This is a genomic window from Arthrobacter sp. SLBN-53 (genome assembly GCF_006715585.1).
Lineage (GTDB): Bacteria > Actinomycetota > Actinomycetes > Mycobacteriales > Mycobacteriaceae > Mycobacterium > Mycobacterium neoaurum_A.
In genome coordinates, this window is sequence record NZ_VFNN01000001.1 from 2,447,826 (window position 1) to 2,465,953 (window position 18,128).

Genomic DNA, 18,128 nt, shown 5'->3' on the forward strand with positions numbered 1-18,128 from the left:
GACTGCCACGAAATGCCGCCTCAACAGCGAAAACTCGCTCTAAACTGCATGTAATGCCCACTTCCAGAACGAACTTCGGTTACGCCACAGGTGTGGCGGTTTACCTGGTGTTCGTTTGCTGGTTGATTCTCGGTTGGGGCGGACCGCAGGTGACGGCGACCGTCGGGTCGCTGGGCTTCGTTGCGTTCTGTGCAGCAACGTGCGCGTGCACGGTTGCCGCCGCCATATCCGGCCGCGGCAGCATCCGCCTGGCATGGGCTGCACTGACCGTCGGCTTCCTCGGCTGGGTCCTCGGAAGTGCCGTCGATGCGTACTACGCGGTGGTGCTCGACCAGGAGCCGCCGTTCCCGTCGGCGGCCGATCTCGGATACCTGGCGCTGCCGCTTGCCGTCGTGGTGGTATGGCTGCTGCGCACCACCACGGACCCGTTGTCGATGTTTCGTCAGTTGATGGACGGACTGGTGATCTCGTCGGCACTCTTCGTCGTGGTGTGGGTGGCGGTGCTCGACCGCCTCTTCACCCTCGATGCGCGCAACACCATGGACGCTGTCCTGACCGCCGTCTACCCCATCTCGGCGCTGACCATGGTGACGCTGTCGATGTTGGTGTTGACCGTCGTACGTCCCGGGCGGCGTCAGGTGCTCGGTCTGTTCACCACCGGGCTGGCCGCGATCGCGCTCGGCGAGGTCGCCGAGTTGTACATCCAGATACACGACGGCGTCGACTCGGCGAGCGCGTTCCCGATCATCAGCAAGGTGACCGGGCTGCTGATGGTCTCGGCCGGCGCCTACATGTCGGCCAAGGACATCAGGACACCACGGCGCGACGACCCACGTCCGTCACCGATGACCATCATCTGGCTGCCCTACGCGCCCATGCCCTTCGCGGTCATCGCGGCGGTGGCGCACCTGTGGCCCGACGCGAACATCCGACCGGTGCTGCTCGGCTCGACGATCCTGGTGATATCGGCGTTGGTTCGGCAGCTGACCGTGCTGGTGGAGAATCGCCGCCTGCTCGACGAGGTCGCCGCCCACGCGTTCCAGGACCCGCTGACCGGACTGGCCAACCGGCTGCTGTTCACCGACCGGCTCGAACAGGCCGTCGCCCGGCAACGCCGCGGCGGCCGCCCGACGGCGGTGCTGTCGCTGGATCTCGACGACTTCAAGCTCGTCAACGACAACCTGGGGCACCACTGCGGGGACGAGTTGCTACGCGATATCGCCGGACGGTTGGTGGCCTGCCTGCCCTCCGGCCAGACCGTGGCGCGTCTCGGCGGTGACGAGTTCGCGGTCATCATCGAGGACGGTTCGCTATCCGCCGAAGAGGTTGCTGCGGCGGTGGTCCGCGCCTTCGACGAGGTGTTCGTTCTCGGTGGGCACGAGGTGTACATCCGACCGAGCATCGGCCTGGCCGTGGCGAGCGCGACCGATGATGTTGCCGTCGGCACCGAGGAGCTACTGCGGCAGGCCGATATCGCGATGTACGTGTCGAAGCGCTCCGGCGTCGGCGGGGTGCAGATGTACACCGCAGGGATGGAACTCACCGACACGGGCTCCCTCTGGGAGGAGGACACCGCACCGACGCCCGTGGTGCCGGAGATCACCCTGCTCGGACAGTTGCGCCGGGTCGTCGACGGTGGGGCGCTGCGACTGGCTTATCAGCCCCAGATCTCGCTGGCCACGGGCGAGATGATCGGTGTGGAGGCGCTGGTGCGCTGGCCGCACCCCGAACTGGGGTTGTTGACCCCCAACCAGTTCCTGCCGCTGATACGCCGCAGTGGATTGATGGGATCGATGACCGACCTGGTGGTGGAGCAGGCTGCCCGCGACGCCGCGGCCTGGCGTCGGCTGGGCGGCCGGGAGATCCCGGTGGCGGTGAACCTGTTCGCACCGTCATTCGACGATGCCACGCTGCCCGAACGCATCGGCACCGTGCTGGCGCGGCACGGACTGACCCCGACGTCGATGACGATCGAGATCACCGAGCATTACCTGCTGGCCAATGTGCGCCAGGCACGCCGCGTCATCGAACAGCTGCGGGCGGCCGGCTTCCGGGTGTCGATCGACGATTTCGGCAGCGGCTACGCGACCATGAGCTACCTGCGCGACCTCCCTGTCGACGAGCTGAAACTGGACCGGCATTTCGTCTCGCCGATGCTGGAGAACACCCGCGCGGCGGCCATCGTGCATTCGATCGTCACGCTCGCCCACACCCTTGGCATCACCAGTGTCGCCGAGGGCGTCGCCGACGCCGGTACCGCCGAGCTGCTGCGCGGCTACGGATGCGCGGTGGCCCAGGGCACATACTTCGGGGAGGCGGTCCACGCCGACGAGTTGCCGGTGTCCGAGCGCGGTATCACCGGGCCTGCCCGAGAAGCGCCGCCATCCGCGGTATGACGGCCTGCAGACCCTTCAACGGCCGGATCATCACCTTGAAGGACGCGATCTTGCCCTCGTCGTTCCAGTGGATCATGTCTATACCGTCGACCGTCACACCGTCGACGGTGGCCTGGAACGCGAGGATGGCCGAACGGTCGCTCTCCCACTGCTCGACATAGCGGAAGTCGGCATCGCCGAAAAGCTCGGTCGCGGCGTTCAGATACTTGGCGGTCAGCGCCTTGCCCTCTTGCGGGGTGAACACCGCCGGGGAGTAGAAGACGGCGTCGTCGGCAAGCTGTTCGTCGAGAACCGCCGGGTCGTGATCGGTCATGAACTCGATCCAGCGTTCCAGATGCGGAGAACTCATGACTGCATACTGCCTGAGTGCGCCCGAAGGGATTCGAACCCCTAACCTTCTGCGATATGACCGAGGATGGGTCAAACGGCCGGCTCATCCAGGGAGTCTTTGGCGGAGCCGAGGGTACCGACACTTTCCTTGCCAAATGACAAGGTCGCATAACGAATTTATCGCGGTTTTGAAAAGCCTGTGAGTATGCAATACCGCCGTATAGGGGCCTCGTTAAGTTACGGACCCGTGAATAACGGCACGCGGGGGCGGCATCGGAACGCCGGCAAGGCAAAGTCAATTCCGACCGAGTGGTCCCCTCTCATCAACGGCTATCTGGGTTTCCTCAAAGCGGGCGATCGGCCCGCCACCACGATCAACACACGCCGATCCCATCTGGCGCGTATGGCCCGCGGCTTGCGCTGCACGCCCGCCGAGATCACCGAGGTCGCACTTGTCGAGTGGTTCGGCAAGCAGAAGCATTGGGCCACTGAGACACGTCGGAGCTACCGCACCACCATGCGCGGATTCTTCCGGTGGGCCCACCGTAACCGCCACCTCACCGAGAACTTCGCCGACGGCCTGCCCAGCGTCAAGGCCCGCAAACCGATGCCACGCCCAACACCAGAGGATGTCCGCGCGATCGCCGTCGCCCAGGCCGAACACGACGCCCGGCTGGCGCTGATGCTGTCGATGGCCGATCACGGGATGCGTCGCGGCGAGGTCGCCGTTTCCAGCACCGACGATCTGATTCCCGAGGGCCCCAGCCTGGTGGTCCACGGCAAGGGCAACAAGCGTCGCGTCATACCCATCACCGTCAAGCTCGCCACCATGATCGCCGCCGGCGCGGCCGGCCACACCGCCGGCGCACCGCACACCGGCTACCTATTCCCAGGAAGGGACCACGGCCACCTTTCGCCGCGGTGGGTGGGCCGGCTGTGCGCCGATGCTATGCCCGGCGTCTGGACCATGCACTCGCTGCGGCACCGCACCGCCACGCGGGCCTACCGAGCAACGAACGACATCGTCGCAGTCAAAGATCTGCTCGGCCATGACTCCATCGCCACCACCCAGATGTACGTCCTGTCCGAGGACGAGAGGGTTCGCGTGGCCATGCTGGCCGCGGTTGGCTAACCAATATCCTTCTACCGGACATCCGACGACCGAGGGAAAGATTGAACATGGCTAGCATTCGCGAAGATGCCATCGCGGCAAAGGCCGCAGCAGCGCAGGCGCGGGAAGCCGCATCCACTGAATACGACCGTCACATCGCCGAGGCGATCGGAAAGCTTGCTGACGCAACAATTCGCATTGGAAGTAAACTGAACGACCTGATTGATCGCCGCTGACCAAGCCGAGGAGCGCGGGTGATTGATCTATCTGCGGCGAGTGTTCAAAGCCGTCACGGTGCCGATACTGGCCTCGGTCTGTTGCCGGGTTGACGGTTCTTTTGATTTTCGTTCGGGGACCCATTGCTTGAGCAGATCGACGGGGACCCCGTACGCGGTGCTGGCGGGGAAGTAGGGATTGCCGCCATGGATTGCGGACAGTTGCGTCCACAACAGCATCGGGGTCTCGCATGTGACTTTTACGGGCTCTTGGGTCCGCCAGCCGCGGCTCGACACCTGAATCATGAGCGACCGTTGTCGCTGTTGCGAGATAAGCCCGGACTTCCGGCCGCGCATGATCAGCGCCTGGATCGAGATCCCAAATTGCGCCTTGAGCCGCATGAAACCGTGAAGCGTCAGCGTCTCGGAGATTGAACGTTCGGCCACTTGGGGTGGCACCAGGAACGCGCCAGCGAAGCGGTCAGCCTCGCGCTCGCGTTGCTCTTCGTCAGGTACCACGCGCCGGGTGTGCATCAAAATGTGGCCCAGTTCGTGAGCGAGGGTGAATCTCAGTCTGTCACCCGGCATTCCGGCGACGTACGTGACGATCGCGCGGGATGATTCATCGCCCCACCGCGACATTCCACAGTGGCCGTGCAGCAGAGCTTCGTTGTCGGTGCCGTGAGGCACCTCTAGTGGTGCGATGCCGATACCGGCTCGCTCCATCGTGCGCATCACGTTGCGCACAGGGGCGTCGCCGTCGACACCGCTCTCCCTGCGAACCTCGGCGGCGAAGGCTTCTATGTCGGCGTCGGAGACGATGTCGGCCTCCTCGGCCAGGGAGAGCTTCGTGCGGCGCAGGCGTAAAGGGGCCGTATCGATCTGCTCGGCGACGCGTTCAATCTCCTTGAACGCTTGTATGACAAAGTCGCGTCCGCGGGCGCTCACGCGCTTCGATTTCCGGAAGTGAATTTCGGTGCTGCCGTACGCGGGAGCGCCGAAGTCGAAAAACTCCATCGGCGTTCCGGTGGCGCGGCAGATCCGAAAGGCGATGCCTTCGGTGAGGGGCGTGCGGCCGCGCTCGATTGCGGACAGCGTTGGCTGTAGCAAGTCGGCCTTCTCCGCCAGCTGACCTTGGGTCAGGGTCAGCAGGTGTCGTAGGTGGGTTACGCGTGCGCCGCGGCCATCACTTGTCATCGTCGGTGCCGGTGTCGACATCGTCCTGGTCGATTTCGTAGTACAGGTCTTCATCCTCATCGCTGGTATCGAACTGCGTCTGCTCGAACGCCGTGAGCGTACGCGGCAACGGGATCTCTAGGTCCCGGCGGACACGCCGGCGAAGTGTGCCGGGGCTAAGTGGCCGGATGACCGAGAGTGTGAAGTCTGCCGTCGGGCTGATCTCGTCCCAGACCAGCAGCAGCCTTTGAGTTGGCATGAAATCGGGATCAGTGAGTTCGTCTAGGGCTCGCTGGGTGTACCACGCGCGCCGGGCGTGGTTGTGACCGGCAATTGGGGGTTCCCCTACAGATGGGAAGGCGTGAACGAACCGTAGGGCCATCTGGCCGGACCCGTAGGCGAGGTTGATCATCCCGTTCCGCTGGTGCCGGCCGGACAGTTCCCAGTGATCGGGCAGCACGACATCCTGCAGTCGCTGGTAGGTGAGCCCACGGAGGTTGTGGGTTCGCAACCAGCCCTGGTCCTCACGACACAGACCCGGGTAATTGTTGTCAATCCGATGGCGCGCGTGTTCGAACGCGTCGTGCAGGGTTTCGACAAGGGGCCCGATGCGGTCCGCGATGACCACCGGAATGTTGCTCATGGGTCCATAATATAGCGCACCGAGCTATATTATGTCTCGGAATGCAACAGGCCCGACGTGTCGGGAGGCCCACCTACCGTCGGCCAACGATGGTGACGACTGCGCCGATTACAAGGCAGGCTACAAACCATGCGATGTAGGCACCCCAACCGAGGCCGACCGTCGCGCCAAAGAATCCAGCAACGAACGAGAGGATGAGGGGAGCGACACCGACGAGGATCGCGTATGCGATAGGCACGTCCTGCACATTACGTAACCGTTGGATCTGCGCCTAGACGATGTCGCGTAGGACTTCCGGGGGTGGCGGGATATCCACGCCCGGTGCGTGACGTGAGTGCGAGTCGATGAGGCGTCGGATGTAGCCGATCGCCGCCCAGGCCCGTTTCTTCTCGTCGGTCAACTCTACTTCGAGTCCGTCCACACGCTCTTTGAGCTGCACGTAATCCTCACTCAGACGCCTGTAGTCCTCCCGGATGCGCAGGATCTCTTGCTGGGACACCTGGTAGGACGGCGAGCATTCACGCTGCGGGTCCGCGGTTGCCGCCTTCTCAGCAGCCTTCTGCTGGCGACGCTGCCACCATCGGGCGGTGGCCCCCAGGACGCTGGGGAGTTTGGCCGCGGTCCGGGAGATCACGGCGGGCGGTCCGAAGATCAGCACGATAGCCAGCCAGATCAGCGGATGAATCCCCGCCGGTGGGTCGTGCGGGTTCATCCAATCGGTGGCCATCAGAGGTCCGGTCATCTGGGCACCTGGCGGATCTGCTGGGCGTAGCCGACCGCCTTGATCCACAGGCAGGCCCCGACCAGCGTGTAGATCCACGGGCCTCGGAAGCTGCCGTGGGCGTCGATGGTGTTCCAGCCGATGCCGGCCGCGATGGTCAGGAACAGCGCGCCGGCCAGGTGCAGGCCGCCGATGCACAGCTTGGGCCGGCGGTCTGCGTACCCGTACACCATTGCGGTGCCCGCGCAGACCAGCAGCGCACCCCAGGCTGGTGCGGGCATCGACCTTTCGACGAGAGACAGGCTTTCGGTGTTCTCGCCCATCAGGAAGTCGACGCCGGCCACGAACGGCGTGGCGAACAGCAGCAGCACGATCCAGAACCGCTGCTTGGGCGGAACGGTCGGGACCCATGCGGTGTCGCGCCGTAGCCACCGCCTCACTTGCTGCCGCAGTCGGTGGGCGCGGTGGTATTCGCGGGGCCGGCGGCCGGGGTGGTGTCGGTGTTGGCCGCCGCGACACCACCGGACGCTGCGCCGACGAGTGCGACCACCAGGGGCATCCACGGGGTGAGTGCGCCGTCGCTGATCAACCCGTAGCCGACAGCGAGGCCCTGGACGGCGGCGAGCACGGCGTAGAAGGCGGTGCGTAGCGCCGATACCGTGCGGGCCATCCACGCGGCCACGACGGGCCCGAGGATCGAGGTGGCCAGGGCGACCCACAGTTTCGCGACGTGGTCCGGGAGTACTCCGGTGCTCACCAGGAGTGTGGAGACGATCGGCAACAGGGTGTAGAGCACGGCGCGGGCGTCTGCCCAGCTTCGAATGTTCAACAGCATCAGAGGATTCCCCTTATCGGATCAGGTCAGACCGCGAGCACGCGGGCCAAATGGTCGGTCGCCGGGCGTAGGTCGAATTCGTTGTGCGGGCGCATGTTGATAGCGAACTGAATGCCAGCGGTGATCGCGGCGAACAGATCCCACACGACCTGGCCGAATTGCGTTACCAGGACGAGGAGTTCCTCGGTGATGGAGTCCTGCCCGAACAACTGGCCGTAGGCGACGAGTCGGTAGACCGCGACCTTGAGTTCGCTTGCCTTCGCACCCTTGACCTTTTCGGCGTACAGGTCGCCGCGACGCGACACTTCGGCCATGCCCGGGATCGCCTCGGCCAGGCAATCTGGGGCGAGACCTTCGGTGCCGTTGGCGGGCCGATCGGCGATCCACGGCGCGACCACGTCGAGCGGGCGTTTCGGATTACCGAAAGCCACCCCGCCGCGGAAGTTCTTCCATACCGGGTCATTCGGGTCGCGTGACTCCCACACCTGGCAGAACGCCAGCGCGCCGCGACTGTGAGTCGAGGCGGCCCAACGGCGCTCGGCCAGTCGGAGCTGCGGTTCGTGCAGTAGTCGGTTGATCTCCTCGCGTTGGCCGGCCAGCCGGAACGGCAACGCACGGTTGTCGAAGCCGCCGACCATCTGGATCTGGATGCGCTTCTGCGCTTCCAGCGGTCGGGCGGCGAGGTAGTCGGGGCCGGTGACCATGTTGCCGAGGTGGCCCATGCAGGTGAGCACCAGCGGAACGTGGGTGACCCCTGAGCCGTCGAGTCCCATCTGGCGTTGCACGGACCAATCGAAGGACCCATCGACTGGGACCTTCGGTCCGGCGCGACCGTTGTCGATCTCGGCGTTGAACTTGGGCGCCCAGGTGCGCAGGGCGATCCCGAAAGGGATGGTGTACTCGGTGCTCTCGCCGAGGTCTTTGCCGTAGCTGTAGCGCGACAGGAACCGTTTTGCGCCAGGGATTTTCGGGTGTGCTTGGCCGGGTTGGCTGGGTGCGATGTAGCTGGTCATTCAGTGCTCCTCGTTGGTGAAGTGCTGGCGATCGCATGCCGGGTCTTCGCAGTCGTGACGGAAGCCCTGGCGGTGGTTGAAGGACACGTCCTCGCCCGCGTCGTAGCAGGAGTAGCGGTGGCCGGGATCGTCGGTGCAGTGAGCGTCACCGGGGCCGGGGTCACCGCACGTGCCGCGCCGAATTTCGCTCATCAGAGGACGAGGCCGAGACGTGCGGCGGTGGCGGGGCCGACCACGCCGTCGGCGATTAGCGGGGGTCGGTTCTTCTGGTAGTCGCGGACGCAGGCCTCGGTGTGGGCCCCGTAGTCGCCGTCGACCACGATCTTGGAGTACAGGCCCGGCTCGTTGGTGCCGGGCTTGAACTTGAGGCGGGTTTGCAGGGCACGGACCTTGGCGGGTGCGTTGATCCCCCGGTACAGAAGGACCCCGGCGTACTTGTCGATCGGCGGTGTCGGGGCGGGCACCGGCGCCGGGGTGACCGGCGGGACGGGGCGCGGACCGTCTTCGCCGGGGAACACGAAGCCGCGCATGTCCTTGTCGACTTCGCCGGCCAGCCAGCCGGTGACATCCATGTTCCACGGGTCCCATTTGCCTTGTGCGCGGCCGGCGTAGTCCTTGTGGCCGATGAGACGGTCGGAGCCGAAGCGCAGCTTGAGCAGGATTGCGGCGCACAGGTTGCGCAGCGCGATGACTTGCACGTCGGGCCAGCGTTCGATGTGCTGGTTGCCGGGTCCGATGCCGGGGGTGACGGGGCCTTCGCATTCGATGCCGATGAGGTGCCAGTTGCCCATGTTGGTCGGCAGCCAGGTGTAGCTGCCCATCCCGGCGTGCCAGGCGACACCGACGCAGATGAGGGTGATGGTGCCGTCGCGTGCGATGTGGAACTGGGACAGTGGGCCAGGCAGGTCGGGGCGTCCGTTGGCGATGGATGCTGCCGATGCCCGGCCACCGGTGTGGTGGACCATGATGCCGCGGATGTCCTTGAAGTCGCCGTGGCCACGGGTCTTCCATCCCGGGTACTCGACAAACTTGGACACGGCGGGCCGCACGACGTCGGCCAGCCAGATCGGGTCTCCGGTCCAACCCATGGGGGTCTCCTGACTTTGATCGGACTTTGGGGTAACTGACAAAGCGGGTTCGGGTTCGCGGGCACCGGTAAGCCGGGTCAGCGGGTTCTGTTTGGCGGCCGGGTGATAGCCGCGGGGCATGTCGGACAGGTGCAGATGTGGTGCGACGTCGGCGTTGGTTCGGCGGTCGGGGTTGATGCGGCCGATGCGTTGGCCGGCGGTCACGTGATCGCCGCGGGCAACCTCGCGGATGATGTGGCCGTATTCGAGGCATCCCCCGCCTTCGGCGTCGGTGCTGTCGATGACGAGCCAGCCGGCGGGGTCGGGTCCGCCGTACCCGCCGGCCGCGCCGGCGAAGATGACGGTGCCGGCTTGGACGGCGTAGACCGGCATGCCGGCCGATCCGCCCTCGCGGCCGAAGTCCGTGCCGGCGTGGAAGCCGTATTCGCGGGGACCGAATGGACTGGTGATGATGCGACCAGCGCCGAGCGGCCAGAAGCGATCGACCATGTGTGATACCGCCTTTCAGGCATGACACATCGCCCTGCCATGGGGAAGTCGGCAGGGTGACGCGAGGTGCGCGGGTTAGAGGTTGTCGAGCGGGATGGCCAGCACCGCGTGCCGGCGGTGCTGCCACTTGATTCGAGAGTCAGGCAGCTCGCCGCCGACGTGGCCGGCTACCGGGGCTCCGCAGACGGGGCAGCGGTCCTCGGGGTGGCCCTCGTTGAAGTCGGGGTCGTCGGTGCCGTAGGCGTCGAGGTGACCGAGAATTCCCATGGCTTAGTGACTTTCGCTCGGATTGTCAGGTCACGGTGTCAGGTCGAAACCGATGCCCCATGCGCCACCGCCACCGGAGATGGAGTGGGTGACGCTGGCAGCCCCGGGAATCTCTTGGACCAGTACACGGTCGGTCCAGCCTGCGATGTCGAGTGACGTTGCTGCCCAACGGGCGGTGCCGTTGGCTGTGGCCGCCGGGTTGTCATTGATGAACAGTCCGAGGGTGGTTCGGCCTGTCCCGGATGCGACGTTGAGGGACCTGGAGCTGGCTCCACCGCCAGCGGCGGTGCCGGACTGCGTGATCGCTGAGCACTTGGCGTAGAACATCGCTCCGGCACCAAGGATCTCGTAGTTCTGCCAGTGTCCGGTGCTGACAGTGAGGACGTGTGTCCCCACTGTCGGATTGACCTTGGCCCACATTTGAGCGCCGCCGTGACTCTCACTGCCGCTGCCAGCCCAGGCGTCGATGGTGCCGTTGGGAACTGCGGTGACGGTGTCACCGAGGCTGCTGGTGACCGAGCGGCTGATTCCGCTCATCGAGACCCAGCTTGAGGAGTTGATCCACATAGGGACCAGAAGAATCCCGCCCGCATAGGGCACGTCGATCGAGACGTTGACGGTGTGGTTTCCAGACCAGACCTGGTGCTGCACTGCTGCGGACTGAGAGACGAAGGTGGGTTCGGTCGGGGCCGGCGTGGACGCGACGGGCAGGTGGATGAGCGACCCGGGCATCAGCTGGTCGCCACTGTCTTCGTCCCGATAAGGGTGACCGAGAGTCCCTTGCCGGGGGTCGTGCCGACCGCAGAGATGTAGGGGCGCAGGATGTCTCCGGCGACCAGCGACTCCGAGAGACCGGTGACGATGATGTCGGTGTCATAGCCCCATTGGTTGGCTGCGGTGATGGTTTTGACCGTCGTGGCCAGCTGAGTGCCGTTCTTGCGGATCTCGACGGTGGTCGAGCCGCTGGCGTCGGCGGTCTCACCTCGGAACACGACACTGGCCAGGGTGAAGGCGCTCGGCACAAGGAAGCCGAGCGTGTTGTCCCCGTAGCCGACGGCGCGGGTGCTGTAGGTGGCGTGGACCTCGTACTCGATGGGGACGATGACGTTGTGGCTGTGGGCGGTCGGTGGGCGGGCATTGGACAGCCTGGCGTCGTTGCCTTGGGCGGCGGTGCCCGCTGTGGTGCCGTAGGCGACGGCCAGGCTCCGGTTGGCCGATAGGTCGCCACCACCGGTCAGGCCTGTGCCGGCCGCGATCGTGGTGGCCTTGTCGGCCTTGCCGGTGATACCAGCAGCGACACGGAGATCAGCACGGGCGTCAGCACGCGCGTTGGTGAAGTACAGGTTCGTCGCGCCCTCGGGGACCGCGTCAGTGGAGCCCGGTGACGGGCTGATCTCGACATACGTCGACCCGGACCACCGGTAGATCTTCGACGGATCAGCTGAAGTGCCTGCGTTGAGTGCGGTATAGATCTTGCCTGTCTCACCGACCGCAGGGAACGCGGCCAGGGTCGCGCGCTCGATAACGTCGTCGACGTAGGACGGCAGGTAGGCGGGCGCGACCGTGCCGTTCTCGTCGAGCGGCGCGACTCCGTTCGCTACACCAACCAGGGACGCGGCCATCGCGCCGAACATCGTCCGAGCCGCCGCGGCGTCGGCAAGCCCGAAGACACCCCGACCGAATCCCGTGGTGTTGACGTAGTTCCACGCCGACCCGCTGTCGCTGAACAGCGGCACCCGCAGCGTCGATCCGGCCACCGGATTGGTCATCGCAGCCAGGGCCGCAAGCGCGGCGCTGTGCGCCTGGACGTCAGTTCCGATGCGTAGGCCCGCGAGCACGCGCAGGGCGGGCGCGTCGGCCAGGGCGGCGACGGAACGGCCGAACGGGCTGAACTCGGTCAGCGACCACGCCGACGGGCCGGTGGCATACGGGAGCCGGTTGGCGACAGTGGGCAGTGCGGCCAGTGCGGTGAGATCGGCGTCTTTTGGTTGCAGTCCGCTAGCGGTGCCGGCCAGCGCGTCCATTACCTCTTGGGCGCCGACGGCGTCGATGGCGGCCCGGGCCTCGGCTTCGGTGCCGCCGGCGGCGATCACATCGGGCTTGCCGAGGATCGTGGACCATTCGGCGGATCCGAATTCGAGTTTCTTCGGGGCGCCTACCGGTGTGCCTTTGACGTAGAACTGCAGCCACCCGTCGATGACTGTGAAGTCGTCGACGGGATCACCTTTTGGGCCGCGCATCACCCCCACGGCCTCGACGGCGGTCACCGCGACGGTCTCGGACAGGTCGACGACCGCGCCGTTGCCGGGGGCGTCGAAGGTCCACGGCAGGATCTCTTGTGCGCCGGCCGGGGTGGGCGCGAGGATGGTCACGGTCCATTGGATGTTGCTGATGCTCAGGGCGTCGTCGTTGGCCAGCAACCGGACGGCGAAACCGTCCTGCAGGATGGAGCCGTCTTCGCCGACGTCGGCGTAGACCTTCGTCGCGGCGCGGTACATGTTGCCCTCGAAGGTGAACAGTCCGTCCACGGGGATGTTGCTGCTGAACACCACTCTGGTCTTGGCCAGGACGGCTGGAGCGAGGACACCCGCGCTGGCGCTGCCGAGGATGGCGTAGAGCTTGGTGGTGGTGTCGATCGTGAAATTGGGAAGCGCCACGGCTGTTTCCCGCCTTTCCTACTGGAAATCCGCTGGGACTTTGAAGACTTTGCGGCGCAGACCGCCGGTGCGCGGTGCGCGGTGCACGCGAGAGCTGATGGTCGGTTCGACGATCAGCGGTTCGCAGGTGGCCACGGTGTCGGCGGCCTGCAACGGGACGACCAGTCCAGCCCAGGGGCCGTCGTTCTGCCGGGTCACGGTCTGACCTTGCGGGGAGCCGGTGCCGGGGGCGTCGCCCATGAGCAGGCCGACGCCGTCGTTGCTCAGGAATCGTTGCGAGCCGTTGTATCCGGACATGCCGCTGCGGGTTCCGAATACCCCGACGATGCGGCCGGCGGCCGTGGCGGTGGCGGTGGCGGTTACCGCGCTGTTGCCGACGCCGGAGGCGATGATCGGTGTACCGATGGAGTGGACACCGGTGTAGGAGACGGTTTGGCAGCGCAGAGCGCGTTGGGAGTTCATTCCGCCCCATACCGCGGCGACGACTTGCGCTTCGCCGGCGGGCACGCCGGCGAGCGCGAAGACCTCGGTCCAGGCGTCGACGGCACCGGGGGCGGTACCGCCCCACTGGATCACGCCGATGGGCTGCATATCGACCCCGCCGTAGCTGACTTTGCGGGTGAGGTCGCCCAGGGTGCTGTCCCAGATGATCCATGGTCCGAGTGCGAGATCGGTGACGGAGTAGGAGATTCCGGCCAGGACGGCGATGTCGCCGCCGTTGGCGACGTGCTTGTGCTCGGTGCGCTGCGAGTCGTAGAACGGGTGCCCGTCGCTTCCGCCTTGTCCGATCGCGTCGAAGAAGACCGCCATTACAGACCGACCACCGGCAGGGCGACTTTCAGCGTGGACAGTTTGAGGTTGTCGCCGTTGAAGACGTTTTTCGGCTTGGCGAACTCGTGGATGATCACGCAGTGACCCGCGGTGCTGGCGTCCCACAGGCTGACGCCCCACAGCTGCTCCGTTGCACTGAGCACGCCCCAGGTGACCGGTGCGGCGAGTTCAAACACGCCGTTGGAGTCCGGGTCTCCGAAGGTGACGGGCTGGCGTGTGGTGTGCACCGAGGCATTCATCGTGCCGTCCCCGGCGTCGGCGGTGTGCAGTTTCCCGTACACCGCACCGGACTTGAGAAGATGAGTCAGCATCTTCGTCTCGCCGTACAGGGTGAATCCGTTTGATCCCATGAGTATTGGCCTCCCTTAATGGCTTTCGCAGCGAACGATGATCGAGTAGTCGTAGACGTCCTCGGCTTCGGTGTAGATCCGGAATGTCACTTCGTACTCGGCGTTGTCGGATCCGCCGCCGAGCTTGGCGGTGGTGTCTTGGCCGGTGAACCAGCAGTCGTGTATGTCGAGTCCGTCAGCGAAGACGTCGCAGTCGAGGATGAGGTCCTCGGTGACGGCGAGCCAGTCCGACCAGTCGACGGTGAACGGGCACACATCATCGGGGTCCTTTTCGGCCCGGTCGGTAATCGTGGCCACTACTGACCACCTTCGTCTTGCGCGGACTCGGCCAGCGCGGTCAGCACGTCGATGGGTACGTCGACCCAGTCGGAGACGTCGGCTTCAGAGGCGCTGCGCGCACCGACATTTGATGTGCCGATCAGCCACGCCATGTTGGTGAACTGCGGGGTGTCGGGGAGTTGGGTCCGGATGGCGAACGCTCCGCTGACCGGATCCCATTTCAGGGATTTCACGGGGTACATATCGGGCAGGTCCTCCCAAGTGTCGTAGTGGTGGGGCGGTTGTCTCAGGTGGACAGGTCGCCGGCGCGGAAGAGGTCGATCGCGGCGGCCCGCTGGAGCGCGAAGTTCCACGTCGCCGCGTTGGATCCGCCCATGGCCCGCCGCCAGGCGACGCCTCGCGGCGAGAGGTTGTCGATGTCGGGCCACTGCGCACCGGCGATGGGTTCGCCGTTGCGCAGGCACGTGTAGGTCGTGTAGTCGAGATCTGGGTCGTGCACTGCTTCGATCCGGAAGCGGTCGCTGGGCAACGCCTGGAATGTGGCGGTGCTGGTGGCGCGGGGCGTGCCGGCCTCGATGATGTTGGTGGCCGATTCGATGGTGACCGTGGCGGGTCCGGTGCCCTGTTGGTGGATGGCCATCACGACCGCGGCGGTGCCTTCGGCGTTGCACCGGACGCCGGCGCGTACGACGGCGCCGTTCCACTCCGCGCTCCAGCCGGCGGATCCGATGACGACCTCGGCGAACATGTTGTCGGTGGCGCATCGGGTGAGTGGTACGAACGCTTTTTTGTAGTCGGTGGCGAACAGCGCTGGTGGCCCGCCGGCCGTCAGTGCGCCGTCGACGATCTCCCACACACCGGTGCCGAAGTTCTTGAAGGCCGGGGAGACCCAGTTGCCGTTGTTGGAGTAGGCGTCGAAGTCGGCGATGAGTGTGACGGGCGTGATGGTGGTGGGGACGGTTTGGCCGACCGAGACCCAGATGCAGTGGGTGGCATCGTGATTGAGGGTGGTCTCCGTGATCGTGGCAGGGAGTGCGGTTTGTCCGGCGAGCAGCTCGGTGGCGCCTTGGGGGTAGATGATGGGGTCTGGCACCGACCGTTGGCGCAGGACCGCTGCGACGGTGAACGATGCTTCCAAGGGCAGGATGCCGACCGCGTAGAGGGCGCCGGCCTCGACGAGCATGTCTCCGGCCATCTCTAGTGCGCATTCGTAGACCAGTGGTCCGGTGTCCACTTCGCCGGAGACGTCGCCGTAGTCGTAGACGAGCGTTTGGTTTCCGGTGATCGGGTCGATGCGGTAGAGGCCGACCAGGACAGGTCCGGTGGGGGTGTCGCCGCCGGCCATGAAGCGGACCATGTTGGCGATCCGGTTCTTTTTCACGCGGATGACCGACAGGGCCAGGGTGCCGGCGGGGATGGTGAATACCGGCTTACTGAGCGTGGGGACGATGGTCACCAGGTGGGTGTGGTTGTTCAGTGGGTTGCGCCAGGCGCTTTCCGTGGCGCCGATGAGGGTTGTTCCGGATGCCGCCATTGAGGCGGTGGTCGCGGTGTAGGTGACCACCGGTTTGAGGTCTCGTCGGATGAACGACACGTCTTCGAACGGGTTGGGAGACTCCCAAAACGGGGCGTTCTCCGGTGCGTTCTGGAGGTCGGCCAGGGTGATTTGCCCGAACTGGAGTTGGCGGGTGGCCCCGAATATGACCTCCATGTCCTCGGCCGAGCCGACCGCGTTCGGCACTCCGGACCATCCGCGGATGGCGGCATTCCAGGTGGCTTGGAGGTTGGCCAGGGTGAGGGCGGCGTTGGTGATGGCGGTTTGGGCTTGGGCGGCGGCGTGGTTGAGGAAGTCGCCGACGCCCTCGATGGTGGTGGCGCCGACGTGGACGATGAAGTTGGCGATCTGGGTGATGGCGTTGACGGCGTTGGTGGCGGCCCCGCTGATCGCAGAGAGCACCATGCCCCAGCCGGCGGCGAGGATGCCGTTGGGGTTCTTCCACGGCGAGGTGTCTGGAAATTTCGAGGATTTGAGGATCTCGACGATGTTGGGTTGGGTCCGGTTGGGCAGATCGGAGATCCCGGTTTCGCTGACACCGAATTCGGCGGAGGGATTGATGCCGCCGGGCCCGTTGGGCATGCTCACTCGATCGAGTCCTCGGGCCCGATGCTGGCCGCGTGGGCGCGCAGTGCGTCACTGCGTTCGAGGATCTGCGGCGAGAGGCGCTGGCCGAGGGCGGCCATCTTGGATCCGTCGCCGGCGGCGGCCGCGGTGGCGGCGTCCTCCAGCTCGTCTGCCAGGCCGGCCAGCTCGGGGATGCGTTGGCCGATGATGCGGATGACGGCGAGCATCTTTCCGCGGTCGGCCGGGGCGGCGGTGGTGGTGGCCAGCTCGGGGTGCACGCGGGCGCCCAGGGCGTAGAACTCCGGGGCCATTGCGATGGGCATGGGCGGCGGGAGCACCATCAGCGCCATAGCCAGAGCGGAGACCTGTTCGATGTCGATCTGTTGGGCCGGGGCTTGGCCCATCGCGACGGCGGCCAGGGTGGCGGGGTCGGTGTTGATGGGCTCCAGGTGCCGAGGTGCCCAGTTGCCCTCGGACTCCGGGCCGTCGCGCACGAGGCGTTTGGTGGCCAGCTCGGGGTGTACGCGGATGCCGTTGGCGGCCAGCTTGGGTGCGAACATCTTGCGCCCGGGCGGCACCATGATCCAGAGCAGGTCCTCCAGGGCGGCGATGTCGGCGGCGGTGGGTTCGGTTGCGGCGGTGGTCATGCGGCGTCCCTTGCGGTGATGGAGGTGATCTGAATGCCTTTGGTGGTCCAGGTCGAGGACCGGTAGAAGCTCAGCGAGAGGTGTCGGTAGCCGATCCCGCGCGGGACGATGTCGGTCTCGTCGGGCCACTGCGCGATCGGTTCCAGCGAGGCGCCCTTGTACAGGGCGACCGTCTTGGTGCCGTGGATGAACCGGATCAGGTAGTAGTCGTTGTTCTCCACGGTGTTGGTGACCAGCGGGGCCCGGTCGATGATCGTCATCGGGTTGGTCAGGGTGCCGATGTGGATGCGCCGGTTGGCGGTGGCTCCGGTCTCGAATCGGACCGAGAAGCCCATCTCGGAGTTGATGTCGGCGCCGAAGTTGACCGACGTCCACGCCGCCTGGTCGGGGTTGCGGTTGAGCAGGCTGACGCCGATCTCGATGCTGGGGGTGGTGAACTCTTGGAAGTAGCGCACCGCGCCGCGCTCGCCTCGGGCGGCCATGCCGATCGGCAGGCCGGCATCGGAGTTGTCGACCATCTCCACCAGCCCGCCGGCCAGCGGCATCCATTTGCGGCCGGTGGCGCTGCGCTGCAGGTTGTCCACCAGCGACAGTGGCGGGATGTTCTGCTGGGACAGTGGTGTGGTGATGGTGACCTCTTGGCGGATCACCGTGCCGTGGCGGATCGGGAAGGTTCCCGAGCGAGTCTCCAGGGTGATGGTGAAGCTGGCGCCGGCCGGGATCTTGTCCATGTCTGCCGGCGACCCGATGAACTCGATCTGATCCGGTAGCACTTTGCCGCGCAGCGTGAACAGCTCCAGGCCCCTGGTGTCGCGGAAGACGCATCGTGCCGACGATCGCTCGGGCCAGCTGGTCAGTCCGTTGGAGTCGGGCAGCAGGTAGGGCGTCTCGCTGGTCGATGGCTTCCAGGTGCCGCCCTTGGACAGCACCACCGCCGCGTAGTGTGATTCCACCCGTT

Annotated in this window: 22 protein-coding genes; 3 read left to right on the forward strand and 19 right to left on the reverse strand. The window is 65.8% G+C overall.

Going from position 1 to position 18,128, the window contains the following annotated elements:
* The first annotated feature begins 53 nt into the window (after positions 1 to 53).
* The gene (locus FBY28_RS11710) at positions 54 to 2,396 is read left to right on the forward strand and encodes a putative bifunctional diguanylate cyclase/phosphodiesterase (protein ID WP_141866899.1); all 2,343 of its coding nucleotides are present in this window, start codon (positions 54 to 56) and stop codon (positions 2,394 to 2,396) included.
* On the opposite strand, the gene FBY28_RS11715 is transcribed toward FBY28_RS11710, so the two are convergent.
* Entirely contained in the window at positions 2,356 to 2,745 is a 390-nt protein-coding gene (locus FBY28_RS11715) for a nuclear transport factor 2 family protein (protein WP_141866901.1), read from the reverse strand. The two genes, FBY28_RS11710 and FBY28_RS11715, sit on opposite strands and share 41 nt — an antisense overlap.
* A gap of 384 nt (positions 2,746 to 3,129) precedes the next feature.
* Here FBY28_RS11715 and FBY28_RS11720 point away from each other — a divergent pair, with 384 nt between their 5' ends.
* Both FBY28_RS11720 and FBY28_RS25755 read left to right on the forward strand, forming a co-directional pair.
* Positions 3,130 to 3,858: a tyrosine-type recombinase/integrase gene (locus tag FBY28_RS11720; RefSeq protein WP_141866903.1), complete on the forward strand. Its 729-nt coding sequence runs from the start codon at positions 3,130 to 3,132 to the stop codon at positions 3,856 to 3,858.
* Between the two features lie 47 nt (positions 3,859 to 3,905).
* The gene (locus FBY28_RS25755; RefSeq protein WP_160145473.1) at positions 3,906 to 4,073 is read left to right on the forward strand and encodes a hypothetical protein; all 168 of its coding nucleotides are present in this window, start codon (positions 3,906 to 3,908) and stop codon (positions 4,071 to 4,073) included.
* Positions 4,074 to 4,100: 27 nt separating this feature from the next.
* Here the strand turns inward: FBY28_RS25755 and FBY28_RS11725 are convergent, their stop codons facing one another.
* The 18 genes from FBY28_RS11725 to FBY28_RS11810 form a co-directional block, all read right to left on the reverse strand.
* Positions 4,101 to 5,270, reverse strand: a complete 1,170-nt coding sequence (locus FBY28_RS11725; RefSeq protein WP_160145474.1) for an XRE family transcriptional regulator — start codon at positions 5,268 to 5,270, stop codon at positions 4,101 to 4,103.
* Entirely contained in the window at positions 5,239 to 5,871 is a 633-nt protein-coding gene (locus tag FBY28_RS11730) for a hypothetical protein (protein ID WP_141866907.1), read from the reverse strand. Before FBY28_RS11730 ends, FBY28_RS11725 begins: the two co-directional genes overlap by 32 nt.
* 271 nt (positions 5,872 to 6,142) lie before the next feature.
* On the reverse strand, positions 6,143 to 6,613 hold the full coding sequence (locus FBY28_RS11735; RefSeq protein WP_141866909.1) for a hypothetical protein: 471 nt from the start codon (positions 6,611 to 6,613) through the stop codon (positions 6,143 to 6,145).
* Positions 6,610 to 7,032: a hypothetical protein gene (locus FBY28_RS11740; protein WP_141866911.1), complete on the reverse strand. Its 423-nt coding sequence runs from the start codon at positions 7,030 to 7,032 to the stop codon at positions 6,610 to 6,612. The genes FBY28_RS11735 and FBY28_RS11740 overlap by 4 nt, the downstream gene beginning before the upstream one ends.
* Positions 7,029 to 7,427 (reverse strand): phage holin, encoded by a 399-nt coding sequence (locus FBY28_RS11745; protein ID WP_160145475.1) that lies wholly within the window; start codon positions 7,425 to 7,427, stop codon positions 7,029 to 7,031. Before FBY28_RS11745 ends, FBY28_RS11740 begins: the two co-directional genes overlap by 4 nt.
* Before the next feature lie 26 nt (positions 7,428 to 7,453).
* Positions 7,454 to 8,440: a hypothetical protein gene (locus FBY28_RS11750; RefSeq protein WP_141866915.1), complete on the reverse strand. Its 987-nt coding sequence runs from the start codon at positions 8,438 to 8,440 to the stop codon at positions 7,454 to 7,456.
* Positions 8,441 to 8,632, reverse strand: a complete 192-nt coding sequence (locus FBY28_RS11755) for a hypothetical protein (RefSeq protein WP_141866917.1) — start codon at positions 8,630 to 8,632, stop codon at positions 8,441 to 8,443. It lies immediately after the preceding gene.
* The gene (locus tag FBY28_RS11760; RefSeq protein ID WP_141866918.1) at positions 8,632 to 10,017 is read right to left on the reverse strand and encodes an N-acetylmuramoyl-L-alanine amidase; all 1,386 of its coding nucleotides are present in this window, start codon (positions 10,015 to 10,017) and stop codon (positions 8,632 to 8,634) included. Before FBY28_RS11760 ends, FBY28_RS11755 begins: the two co-directional genes overlap by 1 nt.
* A gap of 75 nt (positions 10,018 to 10,092) precedes the next feature.
* Positions 10,093 to 10,284 (reverse strand): hypothetical protein, encoded by a 192-nt coding sequence (locus FBY28_RS11765; protein ID WP_141866920.1) that lies wholly within the window; start codon positions 10,282 to 10,284, stop codon positions 10,093 to 10,095.
* A 30-nt stretch (positions 10,285 to 10,314) separates the two neighbouring features.
* Entirely contained in the window at positions 10,315 to 11,016 is a 702-nt protein-coding gene (locus tag FBY28_RS11770; protein ID WP_141866922.1) for a hypothetical protein, read from the reverse strand.
* Positions 11,016 to 12,941 carry a hypothetical protein gene (locus tag FBY28_RS11775; RefSeq protein WP_141866924.1) on the reverse strand — a complete coding sequence of 642 codons (1,926 nt, stop codon included), beginning with the start codon at positions 12,939 to 12,941 and terminating at the stop codon, positions 11,016 to 11,018. Before FBY28_RS11775 ends, FBY28_RS11770 begins: the two co-directional genes overlap by 1 nt.
* Positions 12,942 to 12,959: 18 nt before the next feature.
* The gene (locus tag FBY28_RS11780; protein WP_141866926.1) at positions 12,960 to 13,751 is read right to left on the reverse strand and encodes a hypothetical protein; all 792 of its coding nucleotides are present in this window, start codon (positions 13,749 to 13,751) and stop codon (positions 12,960 to 12,962) included.
* Positions 13,751 to 14,122: a phage tail fiber protein gene (locus FBY28_RS11785; RefSeq protein WP_141866928.1), complete on the reverse strand. Its 372-nt coding sequence runs from the start codon at positions 14,120 to 14,122 to the stop codon at positions 13,751 to 13,753. Before FBY28_RS11785 ends, FBY28_RS11780 begins: the two co-directional genes overlap by 1 nt.
* A 15-nt stretch (positions 14,123 to 14,137) precedes the next feature.
* Positions 14,138 to 14,419, reverse strand: a complete 282-nt coding sequence (locus FBY28_RS11790; protein WP_141866930.1) for a phage fiber-tail adaptor protein — start codon at positions 14,417 to 14,419, stop codon at positions 14,138 to 14,140.
* The gene (locus FBY28_RS11795) at positions 14,419 to 14,643 is read right to left on the reverse strand and encodes a hypothetical protein (RefSeq protein WP_160145476.1); all 225 of its coding nucleotides are present in this window, start codon (positions 14,641 to 14,643) and stop codon (positions 14,419 to 14,421) included. The genes FBY28_RS11790 and FBY28_RS11795 overlap by 1 nt, the downstream gene beginning before the upstream one ends.
* A 44-nt stretch (positions 14,644 to 14,687) precedes the next feature.
* Positions 14,688 to 16,544 carry a hypothetical protein gene (locus tag FBY28_RS11800; protein ID WP_160145477.1) on the reverse strand — a complete coding sequence of 619 codons (1,857 nt, stop codon included), beginning with the start codon at positions 16,542 to 16,544 and terminating at the stop codon, positions 14,688 to 14,690.
* Entirely contained in the window at positions 16,541 to 17,170 is a 630-nt protein-coding gene (locus FBY28_RS11805; RefSeq protein WP_141866936.1) for a hypothetical protein, read from the reverse strand. The genes FBY28_RS11800 and FBY28_RS11805 overlap by 4 nt, the downstream gene beginning before the upstream one ends.
* Positions 17,167 to 18,123 (reverse strand): hypothetical protein, encoded by a 957-nt coding sequence (locus FBY28_RS11810; RefSeq protein WP_141866938.1) that lies wholly within the window; start codon positions 18,121 to 18,123, stop codon positions 17,167 to 17,169. The genes FBY28_RS11805 and FBY28_RS11810 overlap by 4 nt, the downstream gene beginning before the upstream one ends.
* Positions 18,124 to 18,128 lie beyond the last annotated feature (5 nt).

What these genes read in the sequence shown, in the direction of transcription:
- FBY28_RS11710 (WP_141866899.1), top strand. Translation starts at nt 54, where the DNA reads ATGCCCACTTCCAGAACGAACTTCGGTTACGCCACAGGTGTGGCGGTT.
- FBY28_RS11715 (WP_141866901.1), bottom strand. Translation starts at nt 2,745, where the DNA reads ATGAGTTCTCCGCATCTGGAACGCTGGATCGAGTTCATGACCGATCAC.
- FBY28_RS11720 (WP_141866903.1), top strand. Translation starts at nt 3,130, where the DNA reads ATGGCCCGCGGCTTGCGCTGCACGCCCGCCGAGATCACCGAGGTCGCA.
- FBY28_RS25755 (WP_160145473.1), top strand. Translation starts at nt 3,906, where the DNA reads ATGGCTAGCATTCGCGAAGATGCCATCGCGGCAAAGGCCGCAGCAGCG.
- FBY28_RS11725 (WP_160145474.1), bottom strand. Translation starts at nt 5,270, where the DNA reads ATGTCGACACCGGCACCGACGATGACAAGTGATGGCCGCGGCGCACGC.
- FBY28_RS11730 (WP_141866907.1), bottom strand. Translation starts at nt 5,871, where the DNA reads ATGAGCAACATTCCGGTGGTCATCGCGGACCGCATCGGGCCCCTTGTC.
- FBY28_RS11735 (WP_141866909.1), bottom strand. Translation starts at nt 6,613, where the DNA reads ATGACCGGACCTCTGATGGCCACCGATTGGATGAACCCGCACGACCCA.
- FBY28_RS11745 (WP_160145475.1), bottom strand. Translation starts at nt 7,427, where the DNA reads ATGCTGTTGAACATTCGAAGCTGGGCAGACGCCCGCGCCGTGCTCTAC.
- FBY28_RS11750 (WP_141866915.1), bottom strand. Translation starts at nt 8,440, where the DNA reads ATGACCAGCTACATCGCACCCAGCCAACCCGGCCAAGCACACCCGAAA.
- FBY28_RS11755 (WP_141866917.1), bottom strand. Translation starts at nt 8,632, where the DNA reads ATGAGCGAAATTCGGCGCGGCACGTGCGGTGACCCCGGCCCCGGTGAC.
- FBY28_RS11760 (WP_141866918.1), bottom strand. Translation starts at nt 10,017, where the DNA reads ATGGTCGATCGCTTCTGGCCGCTCGGCGCTGGTCGCATCATCACCAGT.
- FBY28_RS11765 (WP_141866920.1), bottom strand. Translation starts at nt 10,284, where the DNA reads ATGGGAATTCTCGGTCACCTCGACGCCTACGGCACCGACGACCCCGAC.
- FBY28_RS11770 (WP_141866922.1), bottom strand. Translation starts at nt 11,016, where the DNA reads ATGCCCGGGTCGCTCATCCACCTGCCCGTCGCGTCCACGCCGGCCCCG.
- FBY28_RS11780 (WP_141866926.1), bottom strand. Translation starts at nt 13,751, where the DNA reads ATGGCGGTCTTCTTCGACGCGATCGGACAAGGCGGAAGCGACGGGCAC.
- FBY28_RS11785 (WP_141866928.1), bottom strand. Translation starts at nt 14,122, where the DNA reads ATGGGATCAAACGGATTCACCCTGTACGGCGAGACGAAGATGCTGACT.
- FBY28_RS11795 (WP_160145476.1), bottom strand. Translation starts at nt 14,643, where the DNA reads ATGTACCCCGTGAAATCCCTGAAATGGGATCCGGTCAGCGGAGCGTTC.
- FBY28_RS11805 (WP_141866936.1), bottom strand. Translation starts at nt 17,170, where the DNA reads ATGACCACCGCCGCAACCGAACCCACCGCCGCCGACATCGCCGCCCTG.